This is a genomic window from Pseudomonas sp. D1-36 (assembly GCF_051132205.1).
In the GTDB taxonomy this organism is placed as follows: domain Bacteria; phylum Pseudomonadota; class Gammaproteobacteria; order Pseudomonadales; family Pseudomonadaceae; genus Aquipseudomonas.
Genome location: NZ_CP071674.1, coordinates 682324 through 705394 on the forward strand (window position 1 = coordinate 682324; position 23071 = coordinate 705394).

Consider the following 23071-nt stretch of genomic DNA (forward strand, 5'->3'; position numbering starts at 1 on the left):
GGGCAGATGCAAACGCTGGAAGCGCTTTTGCAAGGGGTGTGCCCAGTTGGAGAAAGGCGTTGAAACGCGGGGATGGCGGCGAGGCAGGAAAATGACAATGCACCATCAGTGACCGTATCGCGGGTGTTGGTGCAATGTGCCGCTCCGCATTGGGGCGTGGATCGGGGTTGACTCAAGGTGAAATTTTCAACTGCCCGACTATGCTGACGCTTCTGCCATTCTGAAGTAGGGGAATCCGTTTGAATGACGCTGGCGTTGCGAACCATTTTCTTTTGGACGAGACGGCTGTTTTTGACGTGCTGCCTGAAGTCAGACGGGCCGAGCATCCCCGATGGATGCATGTGACGCATTTGAGGGAAGGACGGTATTCGCTGATTCTCACCGCTGGTGAACGCCTTCGAAGTAGCACGCTGAGGGTGTCTTCTGATTCAAGGTTATACGTTCGCTTTTCGGCTGCCCTGCCCAGCATCAGTTTGGATGGGCTCACCTGTGCCTTTGTTTTTTTGGATGATGGGGCCCAAGCCGAATGTCCACTTGGCATGTTTCATTTTGGAGGAGGGCCTACGCCGTCGGAATGCAGGACGGTAACGCTGGATCTGGCTTGGTTGGCCGGCAAACGTGGCCGTCTCTTGATAGAGTGCGGGCCAGGTGCGCAGAACGATCCTACCGCCGACTGGCTAGCGATATCTGACTTGTGCATCGCCAGGGAGGAGGAGATGAAGGCCCTTCTGGCGAAGACACATCATTCAATGCGCATGAAAAACGAGATAGCGCATTTCAGTAGCGTCTACCGGAACGAGTTCTACTCCAAAGTGCAGGAACAACAGCGTGCTAATGCAATGGGCGTTGCTCGCAACGTGCGCCGATTGGATGGAATGGCTCCTGCGCCAGAGCGTGGTGCGCAGGCTGATGTTGTGATCCTCGAACCGTTCGAAGGTGAGGCAGCCTACTCCTATGCGACTCGTCTCCTGAGGGCGAATGTCCCGCAAACTCCGCCTGATTTCCAAGCGAGGCTGCGCCAGAAAGTCAGGGATCATGGGGAAATAAAAGTCTTGTCGATCTGCAGTGGCGCCGCGCGGATAGAGGCGGGCCTGTCGGCGGCTATTCCCGAAGGGGTGCAGTGGTCGCTGTTGGATATCAATGAGGACCTGCTGCAGATCGCTGCAAAGCAGTTTCCGCCAGGCATCAGCCTCGACTTGATCGTGGCGGATGCGAACAACCTGGTGCCTACCGGTGAGCAGTGGGATGTCATTATTTGTGTTTCGGCATTGCATCATTTGGTAGAGCTGGAAAAGGTCATGTTCTTTATCTCCCGCAGTTTGAAAAATGACGGCGAGTTCTGGAGTGTCGGGGAGGCGGTGGGACGTAATGGCAATCGCTTGTGGCCCGACGCGATAGTCGCTGCTGATGCGGCGTTCTCAGCCTTGCCGGCGCGTTATCGGTTAAATGCCGATACCCAGGTCGTCGATTCAGTCATTCCAGACAAGGACCACTCGATTGGGTGTTTCGAGGGGATTCGAAGCGAGGACATTACCGCGCTGCTTGAACGCTGGCTCAAGCCTGTGGATGTTTACCGTACCAACTGCTTCCTCTGGCGAATGGTCAATCTGGCCTACAGTGGAAATTTCAATCTTGAACAAGCGCAAGATCGGGCGCTGGTCATTGATATGGTCCGAGCGGAGCTTGAGCATTTTCGTCATGGAGGGCTGGGGACCGAGCTGTTCGGCGTGTACAAAAAGAAGCATCTTTTCAACGACGGCGCATCAAGCCAATGAAGAAAAGCCCGCCGATGGCCGCGGTAGCGACCCCAATCGGCAAATCCTCCGGCGCGATCAGCGTGCGGGCCGCCACGTCCACCCACACCAGGAACAGGCTGCCGAGCAGCACGCAGGCAGGCAACAACCGACGGTGCTCGGCGCCCACCAGGCGCCTGGCGATGTGCGGCACCATCAACCCGACAAAGCCGATCGAGCCGCTGATGGACACCAGCACGCCGGTCATCAAGGACGCGATCAGGAAAATCCACAGCCGCACCTTCGCCGCGTTCAGGCCCAGGGTCACGGCGGTCTGCTCGCCGGCCATCAGCGCGTTCAAGGGCCGGGCCATGCCCAGCAGCAACACCAGCCCCAACAGCACGCTGGCGGCTGGCACGGCCAGCAGTTCCCAGCGCGCCAGGCCCAGGCCACCGAGCATCCAGAACATCACCGCCGAACTGGCGCGATGATCACCGAGGAATAACAGCAGGTTGGCCGCCGCCATCATCACGAAGGACACCGCCACGCCACACAGCAATAGCCGATCGCTCTCCAGGCGACCGTGGCGGGCAGCGATGGCCAGCACCAGCAACATGCTCAGCAATGCACCGATGAACGCGGCGAGGGGCAGGGTCAGCAGGCCGATGATTTCACCGACATGCAACACCACGATCACCGCACCCAGGGTCGCGCCGGAGGTGACGCCCAGCAGATGCGGATCGGCCAGTGGGTTGCGCGTGACCGCTTGCAGCACCGCGCCGATCAACGCCAGCCCCGCGCCCACCAGGGCTCCGAGCAGCAGGCGCGGGACGCGTATCAGCCAGACGATATGTTCCTGGCCGGGCGTCCAATACACCTCGCCGACACCGAAGGCCTTGTGCAGCAACAGGTCCCAGACCACGGCCACCGGCACCCGCGCCGGCCCGAAGCCCAGGGACACCACGCACGACACCAGCAACAGCGCGCCGAGAGTCATCAGCAGGGCGGCGTAGCGACGATCGTTCATTGGCCGTGGAAACCCCGCGCCAGGGTTTGCACCGCCAGCACGTTATCGATGCCCGGGGTGGCCTGCACGTAGGGGATCACGATGAAGCGCCGGTGCTTGATCGCATCCACCGATTGCAGCGCCGGGTTCGCCAGCAAGAACTGCTGCTTCTGCTCGGCACTGACTTCGCCATAGTCGACGATCACGATGACCTGGGGGTTGCGCTCCACCACGTTCTCCCAGTTCACCCGGGTCCAACTGGTTTCCACGTCATCGAGGATGTTGCGTCCGCCGGCAGCGTCGATCAGGGCCTGGGGCATGCCCAGGCGCCCAGAGGTCATGGCGCGATCTTCGCCGCTGTCATACAGGAACACGCGCTGTCTTTGGGTTGGAAGATGCTTGCGCACCTCGGCCACCTGGGCCTGCATCGTCTCGATCAGCGCATCGGCGCGGTCCTGCACGTCGAAAATTTTCCCCAGGTTGCGCAGGTCGTTGTAGGTGTCTTCCAGGGAAGCCGGCGGACGTTTCATCACGAAGGCGCAGGATTCGGTCAACTCGTACACATTGATGCCCAGTGGTTGCAGGGTTTGCGGGGTCAGGTCGCCGCCCTCGCGCATGCCGTAGTCCCAGCCGGCGAAGAAGAAATCGACGTTGGCATCGAGCAGGGTTTCCACCGAGGGGTATTTGGCGGCCAGTTCCGGCAGGCCCTCGAGGATCTTCGCCATCTCGGGTGTCACCGATTTCCAACCGCTGATGCCGCTGTAGCCGACCATGCGCGGCTTGAGGCCCAAAGCGAGCATCATCTGCGTCATGTTGATGTCATGGCTGACGGCGTGGCGAGGGGCCTCGTTGAACACCACCTGGCGATTGCAGCTCTGGATCGTCAAGGGGTAGCGGGTGGCTTCGGCCAGGGCATGGGCACTGCCCAGCAGCAGGGGTAGCAACAGCAGCAAGCGCAAGGTCATGGTTGGGTTATCCAAGTGATTCGTGGGTAGCCGGACAGGGGATGTTCGTCCACCAGGGCTTCGACGCCGAACACCTCGCGCAACAGCTCGGCGGTGAGGACATCCCTGGGCGTGCCGCTGGCGACGATGCGCCCATGTTCGATCACGTACAGGCGATCGCAGAAGGCGGCCGCCAGGTTGAGGTCGTGGAGGCTGGCGAGGGTGCCGATGCCCAGGCCCTTGATCAGTTGGAGCAATTGCAACTGATAGTGGGGGTCGAGGTGGTTGGTCGGTTCGTCGAGGATCAACAACTGCGGTTGTTGGGCCAGGGCGCGAGCAAGGATCACCCGCTGTTTTTCCCCGCCCGACAACGTGGCGAAGGCATGATCGCCAAAGCCTTCGAGCCCCGCCGATTCCAAGGCCTGGAGCACCCATCTGCGGTCTTCTTCGTTGTCGCCATCAAACAAGCCCTTATGAGGCGTGCGACCCATGGCGACCACTTCTTTCACCGTCAGGCCGAAGGCGTCGGGAAACTCTTGCAGCACCACGGCGATGCGCTGTGCGCACCAGCGCGAGGATTGTTGCCAGAGGTTGTGATGCTCGAGTCTGACCTCCCCCTGTTCCGGCCGGCTGAAGCGATAGGCGCAGCGCAACAGGCTGGTCTTGCCGCTGCCATTGGGGCCGATCAATCCGACAAACTCCCCGGCCGCCACCTGCAACGTGGCGTCACGCAGCTGGAACTGGTGATGGCAATGGCCATGGCCCAGGGGCGTCCAGGCGAGATTGGAAAGGGTCAGGGAGGTCATGCGTTCACTCAAGTTATTGGCTCGCAACCCCAGTCCATTGTGGGAGCGAGCCTGCTCGCGATCGCGGTGGGTCAGCCGATTAAGATGCGACTGACCGATTGCGATCACGAGCAGGCTCGCTCCTACAGGGGAAGGTATTCATCCTTTGGGAAGCGGGCGCGATTGTAGAGGTTTCGCGCCGCTTTTCGTTAACGCGCGGTCTTCAGCTTGAAGATGAGACGATCTCAGGTTGACGATTCAAGCGTGTGACGAGCCGGTCCAGCAACCACACCACCACCAGCGAAACCCCCACCAGCGGGAACACCACCGCCAGGGCCAGCATGATGAACACCCCGGTCTTCCACGTCGGCAGGTCGTGGCGCAGCGGCGGGACGCCGAACTTGCCCAGGGGCCGGCGCTTCCACCAGATCACCACGCCGCTCACGGCGCTGAGCAGGATCATCAGGCAAACCAGCAGCACAAGGATCTGGTTCAGCGGGCCGAACATCTTGCCTTCGTGCAGCATCACGCCGGTTTCGGTGGCGCGGGCCACGACGCTGTAATGTTCCCAGCGCACATCGGCCAGGACCTTGCCGGTGTATTGGTCCACGTGCAGAGTCGCGTCGTTGCGCGGGTCATCGGCGAACACGGCGATGGTGAACACGCCCGAGGCGGTCGTTGGGAAGGTGATGCTGTAGCCGGGCTCGACCTGGCGTTCGGCGGCGATGTCCTGCACCGCCTGCAGGCTGACGGTTGGCGCGGCGGGGCCTTCGTGCATGCCGCCGTGGGCCATGTGTTCGGCATGGTCGCCGGACATCGGCATCGGCGTGTTCTCCATGGCCCATGGCACGGTCTGGCGGTGAGCGTTGTTGAGGCTGCCGGCTTCGACGTCGGACTTGGGCACGTCATTCCACATCGCCGCCGGGAAGCGGTTCCAGAGGTCCGCGTATTGCTTGCCCCAAAAGCCGGTCCAGGTCATGCCGCTGAGCAACATCACCAGCAGGAACGCGGCGCCCCAGAAGCCGACGACGACGTGCAGGTCACGCCAGAACACCCGCCCGCGCGCGCTCCAGCGCGGCCAGAGGACGCCGGCCGACGACTGCCCGCGCGGCCACCACAGGTACAGGCCGGAAACCACCAGCACCACGCCCCAGCCGGCGGCCATTTCTACCAAGCGGTCACCCACCGTGCCGATCAGCAACTCGCCATGGATCGCCCGGGCCATGGCTTGCAAATTGTTTTTTGCATCCTGCTCGCCGAGTACGTTGCCACGGAAGGGGTCGATGAAGACGTTCAGCTCGTGGCCCTTGTCGATCACCACGAATTGCGCGCTGCGTTCGGCGCTGACCGGTGGCAGGTACTGCGTGACCTGGCCTTCGGGGTAGGCCTGGCGGACCTGCTTGAGCAGATCGTCGGCTGCCAGGGTGTGATGCCCGGCCGGTACGTTCAACAGGTTGCCGTACATCAATGGGTCGAGTTGCGGCTTGAACAGGTAAATGATGCCGGTCAGGGCCAGCATGACCATGAACGGCGCCACGAACAGCCCGGCATAAAAATGCCAGCGCCAGGCCAGGTTGTAGAAGTTCGGTTTCGGTAGGCTCATTGCAAAACGCTCCGCAGGGCAAATTCGGTTCTTCAAATGGGGGCTGAACGATGCAATCGATGTGGGAGCGAGCCTGCTCGCGAAAGCGGACCAGCCAACAATGATGTGAATGACACATCACTTTCGCGAGCAGGCTCGCTCCCACAGTTTTTTATGTTTGCTTCGGCCAAGCTGTCAGGCGCTCATACCCGCATGCAGGACAGCCTTGGGCTGTCCCGCATGCGGGTGAGCAAGCGTCAGGCTTACGCGTCGAGGGGCGGTGCGCGGGTGCGGGCGCCAGGGAAGAGCGCCGGTCGGGCATGGCCCAGGCGCGGGAAAGGGCTCGTGTAGGTGCGGGTAAACGGTGTGGCGAAGACGGTGAACGTGTGGCCGCCAGGCAACGCGGGGCAGTTGAACAGCAGGCTGCAATAACCGCATTTCTCCCACAGCGCATGATGGTCGCTCTGGGGCGGGCAATCGTCATCTGCTGGCGCTTCGTGTGCCGACATGTCCATGCCCATCTCCATGTCCATGCCTATGGATACAGGCGTGGACATGGACATGCGCTGATCCATCGGCATCGACTGGGAAACCAGCGGGCCGATAAAAATCATCAGCATGGCGAACAGGCTGATCCAGCTACCGCGGGTCAGGCTCAATGGCTGACGGCGGTGCATGGAAAGGCTGGCGCGACGAAGTTGCATGGGCGGCTATGTCTATTGGGCGTGCATGTGCGTTTGGGTGCCGTCGGGGGCTTTTTTCTGCACCGTGACGTTCACCGTGACATCCCCGGCCTTTTCGAAATGCAAGGTCATGGGGAAACGTTTGCCGTCGCTGAGCAGGCTACGGTCCTTCAGGTCCAGCAGCATTACGTGGTACGCCATCGGTGCGAAGGTCACCGTTGCGCCTGGAGCGATAACTATGCCGTCCACCGGTTGCATTTTCATCAAGTCGTTTTGCATCACATGTTCATGGAGCTCGGCCTTGCCGGCGATGGGTGAGTCGACACTGAGCAGTTTATCCTCGGACCTGCCGCTGTTGTGGATAATGAAGTAGCCGGCGACGGTCGGCGCATTGGGCGGCAATTCCTGGGACCACGGGTGGGCGATCTCAAGCTCCCCGGCCTTGTACTGGTGAGCTTGGGCGAAGCCAACGGGAAGCAGCAGGGCGACCAGCAGGATGAGTCTGTTCAACATGGCAATTCTCCGGAACGATTCAGGGCGCAGGTGGGTGCGGAAGAATCAGGCCAGAGGCGAGGCGCGGGGATTTAGACTGGGCCATTGTTGGCGTGGCGTGGGGCTGTCGAGCTTCGAATGGACGACATTGCGATGGGCCAGTTGCGCATCCAGATACAACTGCGGGGCGTGCCCGGCAATCGCCACCAACGGCGCCGGGCCTGAGCAGCACCAGCAATGCTGCATGGTCGAGTGAGGATCCTGTCGCGGCGTTCCCTGTTCGAACTTACCCAGGGAAATCGCCACCAGTTTTGTTCCGCCGGAAGAGCAGAAACTGCCCCAGAGCAATTGTTCGGTTGGCGTGTCGGCGGTCGCACCGCTGCCATTGGAAAGCGGCATGGCGAGCATGTTGAACAGCACTGCGAAGCAGGCGATCCAGGCAAATGCAAGCCGTTGTCGGGACATGGGGCAATCCGCTCGGTTGGGCGATCAGGTGGCCGGTATTTAGCCTGATCGGGAGGCAGAAGTAAAAAAGCCACGTGCGGTGTAGGGTCGCAGGGCTTGTGAGTAACAGTCGCAAAATATTTTCAGATGAGTGGTGCTGACAGGACAGGCTTGTAGGACTGTGCAGGTTTCTGTCAGGCCAACTGCCGCAGCCCCTGCAACACCTCATCCGCCGTCCCAAACTCCCGATCCACCTCCGGCAACATTGGCCGCTTCAATACCAATACCGGCACTCCTCGCTCCCGCGCCACGTCCAGCTTCGGTTCAGTCGCGGTGCTGCCGCTGTTCTTGCTCACCAGCACATCGATCCGCCGCCGTTCGAACAGCTCACGCTCGCCCTCGATATGAAACGGCCCCCGGGCTCCAATCACTTCGCAGCGCTCATTGCCGGGGTAAACGTCCAACGCCCTCAAGGTCCAGAATTGCTCTGGCGGGATTTCATGCATGTGTTGCAGCGGCTCTCGGCCAAGGGTGAACAGAGGCCGGTGGAAGGGGCGCAGGGCTTGGATCAGTTCGGCCCAGTCGGCGACTTCGCGCCAGTCATCGCCGGCCCGGGGCTGCCAGGCCGGACGGCGCAGGGCCCAGCAGGGGATGGCACAGGCGTGGGCCGCATGGGCGGCGTTGTGGCTGATTTGGGCGGCGTAGGGGTGAGTTGCATCCAACAGCAGGTCGATGCCCTCGGCGCGGATGAATTGCGCCAATCCTGCGGCGCCGCCATAGCCGCCGACGCGCACCTGGCAGGTCAGGTCGGTGGGGATGCGGCCGATGCCGGCCAAGCTGTAGATGTGCTGGGGGCCAAGCGTGCGGGCGATGGCCAGGGCTTCGGTGACGCCACCGAGGAGCAGGATGCGTTTCATTTCAAGGCTCTTCATGACAAGGCTCCCGCGTGACCGACGATCCCACCCTGACGGTCGATGGCGAAGACTTCGACCTGGACCTGGGCCGGCACCACGCTGCGGGCGAACGCCAGCGCGTGCTCGCACACTGCATCGCCGAGGGCGATGCCGGCGGCGCTTGCCATTGCCAGGGCTTGCTGGCTGGTATTGGCTTGCCGGATGCCCTGTTGCAAAACCTCATCGGCGCCGAGGGCGGCGGCCCATTCGGCCAGTTGTGGCAGGTCGATGCTCGAATGGCGGCTGTGCAGGTCCATGTGGCCGGCGGCAAGTTTGCTGATCTTGCCAAAGCCGCCGCAGAGGCTGAGTTTTTCCACGGGTACCTTGCGCACATGCTTGAGCACGGCGCCGACGAAATCGCCCATTTCGATCAGGGCGATTTCCGGCAGATTATAGACCCGGCGCATGGTGTCTTCGCTGGCGTTGCCGGTGCAGGCGGCGATGTGCAGGTAGCCGTTGGTTTTCGCCACATCGATGCCCTGGTGGATCGAGGCGATGTAGGCCGCGCAGGAAAAGGGCCGGACGATGCCGCTGGTGCCAAGGATCGACAGGCCGCCGAGAATGCCCAGTCGCGGGTTCATGGTTTTCAGCGCCAAGGCTTCGCCACCCTCGACATTGACCGTGACTTCGAAGCCACCGGCGTAGCCGCTTTCCTCGGCCAGCCGGCCCAGGTGATCGTTGATCATCTGGCGTGGCACCGGGTTGATTGCCGGCTCACCGACGCCCAGCACCAGCCCCGGTCGCGTCACCGTGCCCACGCCGCGACCGGCGACGAAGCGCACGCCGGGTTCGGCTACCAAGCGCACTTGGGAAAACAGCAGGGCGCCGTGGGTTACGTCCGGGTCATCGCCAGCGTCCTTGATCGTCCCGGCCTCGGCGCCTTGCTCGGTCAATCGGCAGAACTCCAGGCGCATCTGCACCTGCTTGCCCTTGGGCAAGACGATTTCCACGGCGTCGGCCTCGGTGCCGCGCAACAACAAGCGGGCCGCCGCCAGGCTGGTGGCGGTGGCGCAACTGCCGGTGGTCAGGCCGCTACGCAGGGGGGCGGGTTGTTCGGCGGTTTCGTCACGCATCGAGGGGCTTCGTCAGGTCCAGCAAGGTAATCGGCAGCGCCTGGCGCCAGGTGTCGAACTCACCCAACGGCTGCGCCTGGGCAATGTGGATGCGGGTCAGCTCACCGCCATGGCGTTCGCGCCAGCCCATGAGGGTCATTTCGCTCTGCAGGGTCACGGCGTTGGCGACGAGCCGCCCGCCGGGCTTGAGGTGGGCCCAGCAGGTGTCGAGTACGCCTTCGCGGGTGACGCCGCCGCCGATGAATACCGCGTCCGGCCGCTCCAGGTTTTCCAACGCTTGCGGGGCGCTGCCGCGAATCAATTGCAGGCCCGGCACGCCGAGTGTGTCGCGGTTGCGTTCGATCAAGCCTTGGCGGCCCTCGTCGACTTCGATGGCCAGGGCCCGGCAACTGGGGTGGGTGCGCATCCATTCGATGCCGATGGAGCCGCTCCCGGCACCGACATCCCACAGCAATTCACCAGGCGTGGGGGCGAGGCGGGCGAGGGTGATGGCGCGCACGTCGCGCTTGGTCAATTGGCCGTCATGTTCGAACGCGGTGTCCGGCAGACCGGCCAGGCGTGACAGGCGCTGTGTCGATGGTTCGGCCCGGCATTCGATGGCGATCAGGTTCAGGTCGGCGACGGTTTCATCGGACCATTGCGCGGCGCAACCGTCGATCCGGCGTTCTGCCGCACCGCCGAGATGCTCCAGCACAGTCATGGCGCTCGGGCCGAAGCCGCGCTCGCGCAGCAACGTCGCCACCGCGCCGGGGCTGTGGCGATCATTGCTCAGCAGCAACAGCCTCACGCCTGTGGATAAATACCCATTGAGCACCGCCAGGGGGCGCGCCACCAGCGACAGCGGGACCACGTCCTGCAGCGGCCAGCCCATGCGCGCCGCCGCCAGCGAACAGGAGGACGGCGCGGGGATGACCAGCATCTGATCACCCGGCACTTGTTTCGCCAGGCTGGCGCCCACGCCATAGAACATCGGATCGCCGCTGGCCAGCACGCACACTGCTTCGCCCTTTCGAGCCAGCAGCGGCTCCAGGGAGAACGGGCTGGGCCATAGCTCCCTTTCGCCGCGAATACACAGTGGCAACAGTTCCAACTGACGAGCGCTGCCCAGAATCCGCGGCGCCCGCAGCAATGCATGGCGAGCCGTTCGGCCCAGGCCCTTGAAGCCATCTTCACCGATGCCCACTACAGTCAGCCAGGGGGTCATCTCTGTTCCTCGAATAAATGGGGTTGTTCGGCGCACTGGTTGCGTCCGCGAACCGGGCCGCCATCATACCGCGCCCTGGCGGATCAGGCGTGGACCATCCCTCGTGGGAGCGAGCCTGCTCGCGATGCCGGCGTCACATTCAACACTCATTTTTTCAGGCACACCGCTATCGCGAGCAAGCTCGCTCCCAAGTGTTCGCCTTTACTGAACAGCATTGCTCCCACAGTGGGATGTGTGATGGATACAGGATTTGTGTATGCACGATCGGCAATCCGACCAGCAAGCTTTTCATGACCCCAGGCAAAGCAGGCATAATGGCGGCCTTTCGCCGATGCGGCGCTCCTACTTGCCGGTTATAACTTGAACGAACGTCCGTCCCGCCACGTCATACGCCCCTCGGGTTGCCCCGGGTTGCTGCGTGTCGTCCAGGCGCTGGACGGTGGGATCTGTCGGATCAAGCTCGATGGCGGTTCGATCCAGGCGGACCAGGCCGAGGCCGTGGCATTGGTGGCCGAGCGGTTCGCCGGCGGTGTGATCGAGGCGACCAACCGAGCCAACCTGCAAGTTCGTGGGATCGGCCCCGAGCGCGACGCGCTGATCGAGTCTTTGCTGGCTGCTGGGCTTGGCCCTCGCAATCCGGCCGGCGATGACGTGCGCAATCTCATGCTCAGCCCCTCGGCCGGCATCGATCGGCGGATGCTCATCGACACTCGCCCATTGGCCGAACAGATCCTCACTACGTTGCAAACCCACGAACGTTTCCATGAACTGTCGGCCAAGTTCGCCGTGCAACTGGACGGTGCAGAAGCACTGGCGATGCTGGAACATCACCACGACCTGTGGTTGTCGGCGTTGGTACGCGATGGTGAGCCCTGGCTGGCCTTCGGCTTCGCTGGCGTCCCGCTGGACGAGCCGGCGGGACGGGTACCCCTGGCCGAAGGGCACGCCTTGGTGGTGGCGGTACTTGAGCTGTTCCTCGACCTGGCCCGCCCCGACCAGAACCGCATGCGTGAGTTGCTGGCTGAACTCTCCGCGGATGAATTCGTCACGCTTTTGGCCCGCCGGGTACCGCTGCAACCCTGCCCGGATTGGCGGCGGGTTGCTTCGACTGATGGCTTGCACATCGGTATTCATCCCCAGCATGACGAGGGCGTTTTCGTTGGCGCCGCGGTTCCCCTGGGCCGGCTCGATGCCGCCATGCTGCGCGGCGCGGCGCGGCTGGCGCGGGAGAAGGGCGACGGCAGCCTTCGTTTCACCCCTTGGCAAAGCCTGTTGCTGCCTAACGTTCGCGCCGATAACGCCGCCGGTGTACTGGCGCGGCTTCAGGCGCTGGGCCTGTTGGTTTCGGTCGATCAGCCCCTGGCGCAGCTCATCGCGTGCACCGGGTCCAGTGGCTGCGCCAAGGCCATGGCCGACACCAAGGCCGACGCTCACCAATTGGCGGAGCGGCTGCACCGCCGTGGCCAGGCGCTGAGCATTCATTTGTCCGGTTGCCCGCGTTCCTGCGCGGCGGCCCATATCGCGCCCGTCACCTTGTTGGCGGTCGCCCCCGGTCGTTATGACCTGTATTTTCGCGATGCGACGCTGCCGGGTTTCGGCGCGTTGCAGGCGCACAATCTGACTATCGAAGCGCTCGACCACTGGCTCGACGCTCATCCCCGGAGCCCCCTTGATGCTTGATTACATCCGCGACGGTCAGGAGATCTATCGCAACTCCTTCGCGATCATCCGCGCCGAGGCCAACCTGGCGCGCATACCGGCCGATCTGGAAAAACTCGCGGTGCGGGTGATCCACGCTTGCGGCATGGTCGAGGCGGTCGATGGCCTGCAGTTTTCCGAGGGCGCGGGCACGGCCGGTCGCCAGGCGCTGGCGGCCGGCGCGCCGATCCTGTGCGACGCGCGGATGGTTTCCGAGGGCGTGACGCGGGCTCGCCTGCCGGCCAACAATCCGGTGATCTGCACCTTGCGTGACGAGCGCGTGCCGGCGTTGGCCCTGGACCTGGGCAACACCCGCTCGGCGGCGGCCCTTGAGCTGTGGCGCCCACACCTGGAAGGCAGCGTCGTGGTCATCGGCAATGCTCCAACGGCACTCTTCTACCTGCTGGAAATGCTCGACGCCGGGGCGCCAAAACCGGCCCTGATCCTCGGTTTTCCGGTGGGGTTTGTCGGCGCCGCCGAATCCAAGGCGGCGCTGGCGGCCAACAGCCGGGGCGTGCCGTTCGTGATCATGCAAGGGCGGCTCGGCGGCAGCGCCATGGCCGCCGCCGCCGTCAACGCCCTCGCCACGGAGGTGGAATGATGCAGCAGCCAGGACGCCTGATCGGCCTCGGCGTAGGGCCCGGTGACCCCGAACTGATCACAGTCAAAGCCTTGCGCCTGCTGCGCGAATCGCCCGTGGTGGCGTACTTCGTCGCGAAGGGCAAGAAGGGCAACGCTTTCGGCATCATCGAGGCGCATTTGCAGGTCGCGCAAACGTTGCTGCCGCTGGTCTATCCAGTCACCACCGAGGTGCTGCCAGCGCCGCTGTCCTATGAAGAGGTGATCGCCGACTTCTACGACACCGCCGCCGAACAGTTGGCGGTACACCTGGACGCCGGTCGCGACGTGGCGGTCATCTGCGAGGGCGACCCGTTCTTCTACGGCTCCTACATGTACCTGCACGATCGGCTGGCCGAGCGTTATGTCGCCGAAGTCATCCCGGGCGTGTGCTCGATGCTCGGTGGTGCCTCGGTGCTCGGCGCGCCGCTGGTCTATCGCAACCAGAGCTTGTCGGTGCTTTCGGGGGTATTGCCCCACGGGGAACTCAAGCGCCGGCTGGCCGACGCCGACGCGGCGGTCATCATGAAGCTGGGACGCAACTTCCCCAAGGTTCGACAGGTGTTGCAGGAGCTGGGTCTGGATGGGCGGGCGTTGTATGTGGAGCGAGCTACCATGGCCAATCAGAAAATCGTCCCGCTGGATGAAGTCGAGCCGATGTCCTCGCCGTATTTCTCGCTGATCATCGTCCCTGGCGAACGGTGGCAGGGATGACGGCAAAAGCTCCTGCCATTGTCATTCTCGGCACCGGCAGCCTGGCAACGGCCCGGCGAATCCAGCAGCGTTATCCCGAGGCTTTGATCCATGGGCTGGCGGGCCGGGTCGAGGGCAGCGATCGGCCATACGCCGAGTTTGGCGCAACGTTGCGCCAGCTCTATCAGGAGGATTCGCCGATCATCGCGCTATGCGCGGCTGGCATTGTCATCCGCACGCTGGCGCCGCTGTTGCTGGAGAAGGGCGTCGAGCCGCCGGTGCTCGCCGTGGCCGAGGATGGCAGCGCCGTGGTGCCGTTACTGGGCGGCCTGGGGGGCGTGAACGTCATGGCCCGCGAGATTGCCGGGGCGCTCCAAGTCGCGCCGGCCATCACCACCAGCGGCGAATTGCGTTTCGGCACATGCCTGCTTAATCCGCCAGGCGGCTACAGCCTTGGCGACCTGGAGCAAGGCAAGCGCTTCGTGTCCGACCTGTTGGCCGGTGAGCCGGTGCGGATCGAGGGCTCGGCGCCGTGGCTGGACCAGGCGCAGTTGCCACAGGATGCACAGGCGCGGCTGGCGATTCGTGTCGACAGTGCCGCGGGCGTGCCGGCGGCGGATGAGTTGCGCATCTATCCGCGCAACGTCGTGGTCGCGGTGAGCGCCGGCGCGTCAGACGATTCCACCGCCATTGTCCAAGCGCTGGCCCAGGCGGGGCTTGCAGTGCAGTCACTGGCCTGCCTGTTGGCGGCGGACAGCGACATGGCGCGCCCGCAATTGCAACAAGCCGCTTCGGCCTTGGGCGTACCGCTGCGATTCGCCGCGCCCGACGGCAGCGTCGCGCAGTGGCTGGCCGGTGCCTTGGGGCAGCCGGTATCGATTCAGACCACGGGCAATATCGCCATTGCCGTGGCCGCACAACCCGTCGATCCGCAACGGATCGGACGCGCGCGCGGACGTCTGGCGGTGATCGGTCTTGGCCCTGGCGCGGCCGAGCTGATGGTGCCGGCCGTGCGCGCCGAACTTGACCGCGCCACCGACGTGCTGGGGTATGAAACCTATGTGCGCATGGCCGGCCCTTTCCGTGCCGACCAGATGCAGCATTGCACCGACAATCGTGAAGAGATGCAGCGCGCCCGGCACGCCTTTGAACTGGCTGCCCAGGGGCGATCGGTGGTGGTGGTGTCTTCGGGTGACCCTGGCGTATTCGCCATGGCGGCGGCGGTGCTCGAAGCGTTGCATGAATCCAGTGACCCGGGCTGGCATAACGTCGACTTGCAAATCCTGCCGGGCGTGTCGGCCTCCCTGGCCACTGCCGCCCAGGCCGGCGCGCCGCTGGGGCACGATTTCTGCGTGATGTCGCTGTCGGACAATCTCAAGCCCTGGTCGATTATCGAGAAGCGCCTGGCCCTGGCGGCGGAAGCCGACCTGGCCCTGGCGTTCTACAATCCGATTTCCCGTTCTCGCCCATGGCAACTGGGCCGTGCGCTTGAGATCGTGGCAGAACACCGTGCTCCGGATACTCCGGTGGTCTTGGGGCGCGACATAGGCCGTCCCGGCCAGACATTGCGTGTTACGACACTGGGGCAGCTGACCCCGGAGCAGGTCGACATGCGCACGATGGTGCTTGTGGGTTCTTCCACGACCTGTGTCTTCCCTCGTGCCGAGGGTGGGAACTGGGTCTACACCCCACGGTGGTACGGCGATAAACCGCTCTGAAAAAATCTGGCGGCCCGTTCGGGTCGCTGTCTTTAAGTTACCCTCCTTTTTATGAGTCTGGACCGATTCGTTGAGGCGAGTTAGTTCAGGTTAGTTGTCAGGTCTTGTTTGACGGTATTCGGCTGCCTCGCGGTGAAGTGTAACTTTTTAATGGTTTTATCTTGAATGATGATTGACGGAGCGACTGGTTGAGGTTCGCCCGGGTGACGGTTATGTTTGTGTCGTCAAATGTGAACTGTTCTATTGTTTTTTAAAAGTATGCGCGAGTGCAGGGAAGTGCTCGATTAAAACAATGCCCGCCCCGTCGGGCTGTTATATCAAATGGAATTGCCGTTTTATGAAACGATTCAAAGATTCACCCGTGAGGGATTACGCCACTTTCGACAAGTTGGTGGCGCGCGATGCGCTAGAGCGAATATTGACGCCTTATACAGGTACCGAAGGATACGACGCAGCGCTTAGATACTATGACAGCTGTGTCAAAACGCGAGATACGCCTGAAATGCTGACGCCTTTGGCGTTCCTGAAAAGAACCTTGGAGTCGCTTCAGGGGCAAAGCAGGCGTAGGCGTGCGTCAGAATCGTCTTCGGACCCGGCCAGCGAGGATATGGGCCTGAGGCGTAGTCACCGCAGGGTAGAAAGTTACGAAACGCGCCTGTCCAACCGTATTGAGTTAATGAAACAACCCGTCAGCGAAGTGCCAAGAAAACTGCATTTTGTTTGGCTTGGCGGAGGCTTGGGCGATATTCAGCTGGATTACCTTCGCCTGTGGAAACAGGTAATGCCCAAAGATTTCACCGTGAATGTCTGGCATGACCCGGATGGGCTATTGGTACACGAAACTACGCGAATTATCGTTGAGGCGGCTAAGGCTGATACATGGGGTGGCGAAGAGCAGTCGGCGGCGTCTGGCGATGATCTGGCCACTCGCTACGAGATGAGAGTGACGGCGTTGAAGCGCCAGATGTCAATGCACATTGACCGAGCTATCAAACGGGGTAAGCGTGCGGACGAAGCACGCATAGACTTGTTGGTTCGCGGATATGAACGCGATGAAAGTGTTCTGCGCGCACTGAAGAATAAGAACGCTCAAGTCATGCACGGTTTGAGCGACGAAGGCATGCAACTGCGCGACGTCCGTGAGCTTCAGGCTTTCCCTCGTCTGGGGGAATTTTATCATCGTGAAATGTCCTTGCGCGGTAACCTCGCGGCAGCCTCGGACATTGTGCGGATGCTGGTGGTGCATGACGAAGGTGGTATCTACAGCGATGTGGACTTCTTGCCGCCCTTTGTCCAAGGCGTGGCGGGCGTTGATATCAACCGTCTGGAGAAGCAACCACGGCTGGGCGCGTTGCAGTTGTTGCTCAACAATAATCCCGATTGGATGCCGGGTCGCCAGGCGCTGGCCGATCGATACAAGGACTACACCGCTGCCATCCCTGAAGAGCATCGCGGGGCGTTGGAACAATTTGCAAAAACTACCCCGTCGTTGAAGCAAGTGTTTGCTCCGTTCACGGATGGCAGCGCGCGTGCCGACAGTTTGCGCCTGGCCCAAATCGAAGGGGGGGAATCCAATGCCTTGATTATCAGCCATCCGGGGTCGGCTGCGGTCAATGCCATTATCGAGCGTTTCGAGATTCATCATCAGGCACTGCTCGCTGTTGAGCGCGAAGCCCGCAAAAATAATATCGATTTCCATGAGGCCAACCGCATCTTGAATCTTGCGGAGCGAGTCCTCAAGGTTGAATTCGATATCGTCGAGGAAAAGGTCAGCATTGAAGATAGCCATGCCTTGAGGCTTCGCGTGGCAATAATGGACTATTTCAGTGACGGTTTACGTCCCCAGGCCCAGGGTTCGATATTCCTGACGGGGCCGGGCGCTGTGCGGGCGGGGCTGATGGAGTATGGGAGCAGGTTTCTCACGCCACATGGGGCTCAAGCGCTACGCAAATCCATTCGGTTGAAGACGGGCTTCAACAACAATACGGAGGAAGAGCAGGACCATTCATGGAAGGAAAACACCGAAGACATGGACGCCTGGTTCGCAGCCGAAAAAGCTCGCTGGACCGAAGGCCGGATGCAAGCCCGCTACACCGCGAACCTGGCGGAACTGCTCAAGCCGTACAGTATCGAGTTCGAGGAAGGCTGGCCGTTGATCGAGGGGCGCCATGTGCTCTCCACCGACGTGCTACAGCCACTCGCCGATGAGTTGGGTGAGCCCTTCATCACCGCGATGAGTCAGGGCCACACCGGTGAGGTGGTATTCGATGAGGTCATTCCCCTGGGGTTCGATGACCGCCAATCCATTCGTGCCCAAAGCAACGGAAAACTCATGCCAGCGCCACCGCGCGAACAGCGGGTGCAACCGTTATCCATTGGGCAACTCTTGAACGAGATGGCTGGCGGGCATCTTGACGTTCTCCAGTTGGGACCGCTGCAACGCCTTCAGATTGGGGCATTGATCGGTTTGAAGAGGCTGGACAATGCCAGTTTCGACGCGGCTCGCCCGCAGTTGGAAAACCTGCTCAATGATTTCAAGAAACCCGGGACCCTGAACCGTTACACAGCAATCGAGCGCGCGTTATATGCGCATCAGGCCCCGGCGTTCCTGGCAGGGATTGAAAGTGCGGTGAACGGTGGTCCCCGGCATGACGAAACCGCGTTGGGGCTGAGGAGGTCCCTGCTCGAAAAGCCGTTGACGTTACGTCAGTGGGGTCAATACGTAGAGCGCGTCCAGCAGGCGGCGATGCATGAATACCGGAGCCAGATAGTCAGGCGGTTGAACACTGTTCTGTTTGCCGTTGACCCGAACGCTTTCAGGTCCGTACCACAGGACCTACTGTTCCAGGGCCCGGGTGATCGCGTAGCTGGGCGTTGCTACCCATTGTCCCTGGCCATGGCGGCTGCTTTTTCTCAGGGGGCGGATGCCATTCGAACCCTGTGTAATCGATTCGAGCTGGCGATCGCGGCATCTGACGAGGGGGACTCGCCTGATTTCATGAGCAGCCTGGAATCGTTGCGTGAGATGAAAGTGGACAACGTGGGTAATGCCCTCGAACGCGCTGATCTGGGTGAGGTCGTGCATATTCTGCAGAACAAGACGGCCAGTACATTGATGCTCAATTCAGATAATCACGTCATGCTTGCCGCAAAGACTATCGAAGGCGGACACGAAACCTACCACTTCTACGATCCGAATTTTGGCGTGTTCGGTTATGAGGACGCCACGGGTTTTACGAAGGCGCTGGAAGAGTTTTTTATCACCCAGGGGATGGCCGCCCAGTACGGCGCATATGGCGAAGAGACTCATCCTTCGTTTGACTTGATCGAGCTGGATGGTAGCCGGGTGGCAAAGGAGGTATTACCCAATACGGTACGGGTTTCGCAGTTGTTGCTACCCGACGCCTTACGAGGCCAGTCGCAACGCTCTGTCAGGACGCGGATCGCCAGCGCCCGGGGACAATCGCTCCAGGACAATCCGCGACTTGGCAGTTGCTTGCTGGCCTTGGATGGCCATTGGTGGGCGCAACAGATCGCTGACGCGACAACGCGTTTGCAACAGACGAGTGAGTCTGCCTCAAGCCTCGTACCGCTGTTCGACACTCTGGAGGGTGATCCGGACGGGACGTACCGGATAACCATGGTCGATCCGGCCGATCCAGGGCATCCGGTACAGATCAAGACCGATGACCATCGTCTCCTGCGCATAAAAAACCACCTTTCGGAACGTTTCTCGACGTTGGCCAACCAGCCCACCGCCACGGACGATGCCCATGCGGTGGGCGGCGTTCATACGTTGAACGCCGGTTTCGCCATCCAGGCGTTGATGAACGCGCTGAGGGGACGGGAAGGGGCCGACCGTCCCCTCACCCTGGCGGTGCGATTGCATGCCTATGTCAATTACGCGCAAATGGCCCATGGCACTGTGGCCGACGTCGCCGGGCTGGTCGGCCTGGTTCGCAAAGCGTTGGATGAGGAGAAACTGATCGCTAGCACCGTCGCGCCGGTGGTCAAGGCCTCCGTGGGCGCCACTATGAGCGAAGCGACGGGGGGGTTGCTGCAACTGGCGAATGTCGGGTTCGACATCTACCAATTAGCGACCGCGCATAACGATGTTGAACGCGCGCAGTTCGGTACCCAACTGGCTTTCGATTCGGGCGGCCTTGCATTGTCGGCGGGTGCCCTGATGGCGGGCGCCACGACCGGGGCGTTCCTCGGCAGCGCTTCCGTGTTGCTGGCGGGGCTGGGCGTTGGAGTCGCCGCACTGGCCCAGGGGTTTGCCAACATTGCCGAGGAAGCCAAGCAGGTCGGGTTGTTTTTCGATGAGGTGGCAAAAGCCCACTTGAACGCCTATCGGCTCGACGCGGCTCATGGCGCCTGGAAGCCACGCCCGTCGCTGATCATCGACGCCGTGAATCTGGCCGATGGAACCCTGAACCTGGGCAGTCCCAAGCTGTATCCCTTGTACGATCATTTTGGCGTGCCATCGTTTTCGACCGACCGCGGCCAGCCGATCGATATCCGCGGGGAACTGGACTTGCCGTCTCGAGTCAGCTTCACGCCGCCCGCCGGCCAAGCCATCGTCTTGCCGTGCATTCCGCAGACCTGTTACCGCTACGAATACAAGGCTCTGCCCTTTGCGAACTGGCGCCATGACACCGGTTTCGACACGGCGCGACGCCTGGAGAAAAGAAAGGCGAACGGCGAATGGCTGTTCCTTTTTTCCTTCTATTCGTTTCCCAGTGACTACATCCTCCATCGTCTTTTCGAGCCGGACTATAGTTCAACCACGATCGATGTAGTGCTGGATGATACCGATCGTTCGCTGGTGATCCCCGAGCTTCCGCCGATCTGGCACAAATTGATCACTTATCGCATCCAGGGCGCCGGCAAGCGGTGTGCGGTGCTGATCAACCCCGGTGTGAAGCTGGCTCTCGGTACAACGCAATCAGGTCATTCGACCTGGATACTGGACGCTCCCTGGGCCGAGGAAAGCGATATCAAGTTTCCATCCACGGAACGTCTGTCCATTGGTGACGTTGAGGTGACATTCACTGCAACTGGAAGCCATGAGGTTTTGTTGCGGACCGCCCAAGGAAAAGTGTTCCAGGTAGACCGAGGCTCTCGCCAGCTCAATGTTGTCCTGGAGGTGGTGCCGGAGTGCCAGGGCCAGCAGGCACTGCAGGAACATTTCAAGGCCTTGAACCAACAGCACCGGCTGACGGCACCGTACACGCCGGTTCGTCAATACCTGATTCCGTTCGAAGACCCGAAACCCCCGCGACACGTTACGGCTTGGTACGACTCGAAAGAGGACCGTTTCCTCTACATCCGCGATGAAATCATAGGTGACGAACCGACATCGCTTGGGGCGGTGGTAAATGGTTATGCCTGGTTCTATGACACGAAGGATGTGAGGATCTGGCAAGTCGACGCTAAGACAGGGCTGTTGAGCCGACACTATTGGTTGTGGGGTTCAATAAGCGTAAAGGCGGTGATCAAGAGTGTCGAGGCAGACGCACAGGGGATCATCCATATCGTGCAGCAGATTACCCGCAAGGATCGCAGCATCGATGTTCTGGCTTACGTCATCCAGGATGAGAGACTGCTGCTGACTTCGATCACGCGAGGTTTGGACCCCCATCTGGAAGCACTTCTAGGGAGCAGCGAAACCCTTCGCGACTGGTCGCTAGTGCTTGCGGATGGTTTTGAATATTCGTCAACGTTTGGAGGGATGCACACTTTCGAAACTGTCACCTGGCAACCGGCGCCCTTTGTATCGATCTGCTGGAAGCTGAACGATGCAGACAGGGATATGGCGTGGGTGCGCTGGGGCGATAACCTGATCATTCGTCCCGTGCCGCCACCCAAGCATTACCGCAGCTGGCCTGACACGATCAAGGACGGGACCGAGCTGACCCTGTTGAGCCTGGCAGACGAAATCGATGCATTCATGATTTTCGACCGCAAATACCGGACGGTGTGTCGTCGGCAGCGCACCCTTGTCGATGGCAAGGCAGTTTGGTCCGATAAATGGCGGCAGAGAGGGTTCGTCGAGGATTTCGTTGCCATGGACAACGGATACGCGGCCATGAGGACCGACGGCTTGTTCTTCAACCTGACCCGCCAGGGAGACCTTCGGTTTGGGGGCATAAACGAACATTGGTTCAAGGCGCCGCCGCAGAAACAACAGCATTGGTGGCCTGCCCTGGAGTCACTCGCCCGCAAGCAAAACACCGATCGTTTCGATCTTCTGGGGCTGGTCGCTCCCCGACGGCAAGACGAGGTTGTACGCCTGGTACATCGACAACAGGCTGCTGCTGGCTAAACCGGAGCACGCGACCGTCCTTCGTCTTTTGAACGTCACCCCGGATGGCGAGGCGGCCTGGTTGTTCGATATGTCCAATGGCGAGGTCCTTCGCCAGGCCCTGATCGATCATGAACAGGTGGAGCGCGCGTTCGGTCAAGGTTCGCAGTTGCTCCAGGCTGACGTGTTGGCTCCTGCGAAACGTGAGTGGGCGCCCTGGAAGTTCGTCAACCTGACGGTCGACGGACCGGGATTGCGTGGTGTCACCGAGGAGGGCCTGGTGATCATGCTGCGAGATCCTGGACACGCTTTGCTCACCGGAGTCACCCGTGAGTGGGTGGTCACCCAGGGCGGGCGAGAGCAAGAAGCGCTTGAGCGATTGGCGAGGTCCGTCGCCCATAGCGCCCTGTTGACGGTGGAAGTGCCTGATGGCCTGGCGTGGTTCGTCGCCGATACCGGGCGCATGATCCGGGTGCCCAGGGTTGCCTTCGCGCAAGGATTCGAGGTGCTTGGAACCCAGCACCAGACCAACGTGTTACTTCGCGAAAACAAGGATGGGAAACTGCTGACATACCCCCGCGAAGGGGATGCGGGACCGCTCAGCTATGTTCAGCGTGAGGGCGAGGTGCTGGTTGTCCAGAGCGCCGAAACGAAGATTGATGATCTGCCCGCGCTGCTTCCAGACGATGTGACAACGTTGGTCCTGCGCATGGGCGAAGGTGCGGTGACTTACCGACTTCCACCGTCCATCTGGTGGCAAGTCCAGTCGGTCATCCTTGACTGCCGGCCTTCATTGCCCGACAAGGCTACCGTTCCCGGCACGTTGGTCTGGGACCTCAAGGAGCCTGAGCAACTACAGTTGAGCATTGTCGATGAACACCTGGTGATTTTTGATCCGAACAGCGGACGCAGTGTGATTTGTCGTGAGGTGTTTGCCACCGATGTCAGCTTGCGTGGCAATGTGCGGTTCAGTTTCGGCGGGGCTCGTTACTATTCCGTTTCGACATGGGTGACGCAGGTGGTCGCTTTGTCGGGTAGCCAGAGCATCACGCTAAAGGAGTTACTGGAAACATCGGCGGCGAGGGAAGTCGATTTGGCGGGTTGATCCCTGGCTAAATCGAGCGGTAAGAAGAAGGGC

17 protein-coding genes are annotated in these 23071 nt (G+C 61.5%); 7 read left to right on the top strand and 10 right to left on the bottom strand.

The window, feature by feature from the left end:
- The first annotated feature begins 239 nt into the window (after positions 1-239).
- Positions 240-1775, top strand: coding sequence for a class I SAM-dependent methyltransferase (locus J3P76_RS02980; RefSeq protein WP_434701473.1), 1536 nt, complete (start codon positions 240-242; stop codon positions 1773-1775).
- On the opposite strand, the gene J3P76_RS02985 is transcribed toward J3P76_RS02980, so the two are convergent.
- The 10 genes from J3P76_RS02985 to cbiE form a co-directional block, all read right to left on the bottom strand.
- A complete protein-coding gene (locus tag J3P76_RS02985) occupies positions 1750-2760 on the bottom strand; it encodes a FecCD family ABC transporter permease (protein ID WP_434608009.1) in 1011 nt (336 codons plus the stop codon). The two genes, J3P76_RS02980 and J3P76_RS02985, sit on opposite strands and share 26 nt — an antisense overlap.
- A complete protein-coding gene (locus J3P76_RS02990; protein ID WP_434701474.1) occupies positions 2757-3704 on the bottom strand; it encodes an ABC transporter substrate-binding protein in 948 nt (315 codons plus the stop codon). Before J3P76_RS02990 ends, J3P76_RS02985 begins: the two co-directional genes overlap by 4 nt.
- Entirely contained in the window at positions 3701-4489 is a 789-nt protein-coding gene (locus tag J3P76_RS02995; protein ID WP_434608005.1) for an ABC transporter ATP-binding protein, read from the bottom strand. Before J3P76_RS02995 ends, J3P76_RS02990 begins: the two co-directional genes overlap by 4 nt.
- A 202-nt stretch (positions 4490-4691) precedes the next feature.
- Positions 4692-6071, bottom strand: coding sequence for a PepSY-associated TM helix domain-containing protein (locus J3P76_RS03000; RefSeq protein WP_434560889.1), 1380 nt, complete (start codon positions 6069-6071; stop codon positions 4692-4694).
- Positions 6072-6313: 242 nt separating this feature from the next.
- Positions 6314-6754 carry a DUF2946 domain-containing protein gene (locus J3P76_RS03005; RefSeq protein ID WP_434560887.1) on the bottom strand — a complete coding sequence of 147 codons (441 nt, stop codon included), beginning with the start codon at positions 6752-6754 and terminating at the stop codon, positions 6314-6316.
- Between the two features lie 12 nt (positions 6755-6766).
- Positions 6767-7246: a copper chaperone PCu(A)C gene (locus tag J3P76_RS03010; RefSeq protein WP_434560885.1), complete on the bottom strand. Its 480-nt coding sequence runs from the start codon at positions 7244-7246 to the stop codon at positions 6767-6769.
- A 45-nt stretch (positions 7247-7291) separates the two neighbouring features.
- Complete coding sequence (locus tag J3P76_RS03015) at positions 7292-7690, bottom strand: DUF2946 domain-containing protein (RefSeq protein ID WP_434701475.1); 399 nt, start codon at positions 7688-7690, stop codon at positions 7292-7294.
- A 173-nt stretch (positions 7691-7863) separates the two neighbouring features.
- Complete coding sequence (locus J3P76_RS03020) at positions 7864-8586, bottom strand: cobalt-precorrin-6A reductase (RefSeq protein WP_434702016.1); 723 nt, start codon at positions 8584-8586, stop codon at positions 7864-7866.
- Positions 8587-8597: 11 nt separating this feature from the next.
- A complete protein-coding gene (locus tag J3P76_RS03025) occupies positions 8598-9695 on the bottom strand; it encodes a cobalt-precorrin-5B (C(1))-methyltransferase (protein WP_434560883.1) in 1098 nt (365 codons plus the stop codon).
- Positions 9688-10899, bottom strand: a complete 1212-nt coding sequence (gene cbiE, locus J3P76_RS03030) for a precorrin-6y C5,15-methyltransferase (decarboxylating) subunit CbiE (protein WP_434607996.1) — start codon at positions 10897-10899, stop codon at positions 9688-9690. Before cbiE ends, J3P76_RS03025 begins: the two co-directional genes overlap by 8 nt.
- Before the next feature lie 360 nt (positions 10900-11259).
- Here cbiE and cobG point away from each other — a divergent pair, with 360 nt between their 5' ends.
- The 6 genes from cobG (at position 11260) to J3P76_RS03060 (ending at position 23038) form a co-directional block, all read left to right on the top strand.
- Positions 11260-12579, top strand: a complete 1320-nt coding sequence (gene cobG, locus J3P76_RS03035; protein ID WP_434607993.1) for a precorrin-3B synthase — start codon at positions 11260-11262, stop codon at positions 12577-12579.
- Positions 12572-13198 carry a precorrin-8X methylmutase gene (locus J3P76_RS03040; RefSeq protein ID WP_434560877.1) on the top strand — a complete coding sequence of 209 codons (627 nt, stop codon included), beginning with the start codon at positions 12572-12574 and terminating at the stop codon, positions 13196-13198. The genes cobG and J3P76_RS03040 overlap by 8 nt, the downstream gene beginning before the upstream one ends.
- Positions 13198-13929, top strand: a complete 732-nt coding sequence (locus J3P76_RS03045; RefSeq protein WP_434676534.1) for a precorrin-2 C(20)-methyltransferase — start codon at positions 13198-13200, stop codon at positions 13927-13929. Before J3P76_RS03040 ends, J3P76_RS03045 begins: the two co-directional genes overlap by 1 nt.
- Positions 13926-15626: a precorrin-3B C(17)-methyltransferase gene (cobJ, locus tag J3P76_RS03050; protein WP_434675813.1), complete on the top strand. Its 1701-nt coding sequence runs from the start codon at positions 13926-13928 to the stop codon at positions 15624-15626. Before J3P76_RS03045 ends, cobJ begins: the two co-directional genes overlap by 4 nt.
- Before the next feature lie 337 nt (positions 15627-15963).
- Positions 15964-21954, top strand: coding sequence for a TcdA/TcdB pore-forming domain-containing protein (locus tag J3P76_RS03055; RefSeq protein WP_434701476.1), 5991 nt, complete (start codon positions 15964-15966; stop codon positions 21952-21954).
- Complete coding sequence (locus tag J3P76_RS03060) at positions 21914-23038, top strand: hypothetical protein (protein WP_434701477.1); 1125 nt, start codon at positions 21914-21916, stop codon at positions 23036-23038. Before J3P76_RS03055 ends, J3P76_RS03060 begins: the two co-directional genes overlap by 41 nt.
- Positions 23039-23071: the final 33 nt, after the last annotated feature.

Excerpts from the sequence above, each read along its gene's own strand:
- J3P76_RS02985 (WP_434608009.1), bottom strand. The coding sequence starts at position 2,760 with ATGAACGATCGTCGCTACGCCGCCCTGCTGATGACTCTCGGCGCGCTG.
- J3P76_RS02990 (WP_434701474.1), bottom strand. The coding sequence starts at position 3,704 with ATGACCTTGCGCTTGCTGCTGTTGCTACCCCTGCTGCTGGGCAGTGCC.
- J3P76_RS02995 (WP_434608005.1), bottom strand. The coding sequence starts at position 4,489 with ATGACCTCCCTGACCCTTTCCAATCTCGCCTGGACGCCCCTGGGCCAT.
- J3P76_RS03000 (WP_434560889.1), bottom strand. The coding sequence starts at position 6,071 with ATGAGCCTACCGAAACCGAACTTCTACAACCTGGCCTGGCGCTGGCAT.
- J3P76_RS03005 (WP_434560887.1), bottom strand. The coding sequence starts at position 6,754 with ATGCAACTTCGTCGCGCCAGCCTTTCCATGCACCGCCGTCAGCCATTG.
- J3P76_RS03010 (WP_434560885.1), bottom strand. The coding sequence starts at position 7,246 with ATGTTGAACAGACTCATCCTGCTGGTCGCCCTGCTGCTTCCCGTTGGC.
- J3P76_RS03015 (WP_434701475.1), bottom strand. The coding sequence starts at position 7,690 with ATGTCCCGACAACGGCTTGCATTTGCCTGGATCGCCTGCTTCGCAGTG.
- J3P76_RS03020 (WP_434702016.1), bottom strand. The coding sequence starts at position 8,586 with ATGAAACGCATCCTGCTCCTCGGTGGCGTCACCGAAGCCCTGGCCATC.
- J3P76_RS03025 (WP_434560883.1), bottom strand. The coding sequence starts at position 9,695 with ATGCGTGACGAAACCGCCGAACAACCCGCCCCCCTGCGTAGCGGCCTG.
- cbiE (WP_434607996.1), bottom strand. The coding sequence starts at position 10,899 with ATGACCCCCTGGCTGACTGTAGTGGGCATCGGTGAAGATGGCTTCAAG.
- J3P76_RS03040 (WP_434560877.1), top strand. The coding sequence starts at position 12,572 with ATGCTTGATTACATCCGCGACGGTCAGGAGATCTATCGCAACTCCTTC.
- J3P76_RS03045 (WP_434676534.1), top strand. The coding sequence starts at position 13,198 with ATGCAGCAGCCAGGACGCCTGATCGGCCTCGGCGTAGGGCCCGGTGAC.
- cobJ (WP_434675813.1), top strand. The coding sequence starts at position 13,926 with ATGACGGCAAAAGCTCCTGCCATTGTCATTCTCGGCACCGGCAGCCTG.
- J3P76_RS03055 (WP_434701476.1), top strand. The coding sequence starts at position 15,964 with ATGAAACGATTCAAAGATTCACCCGTGAGGGATTACGCCACTTTCGAC.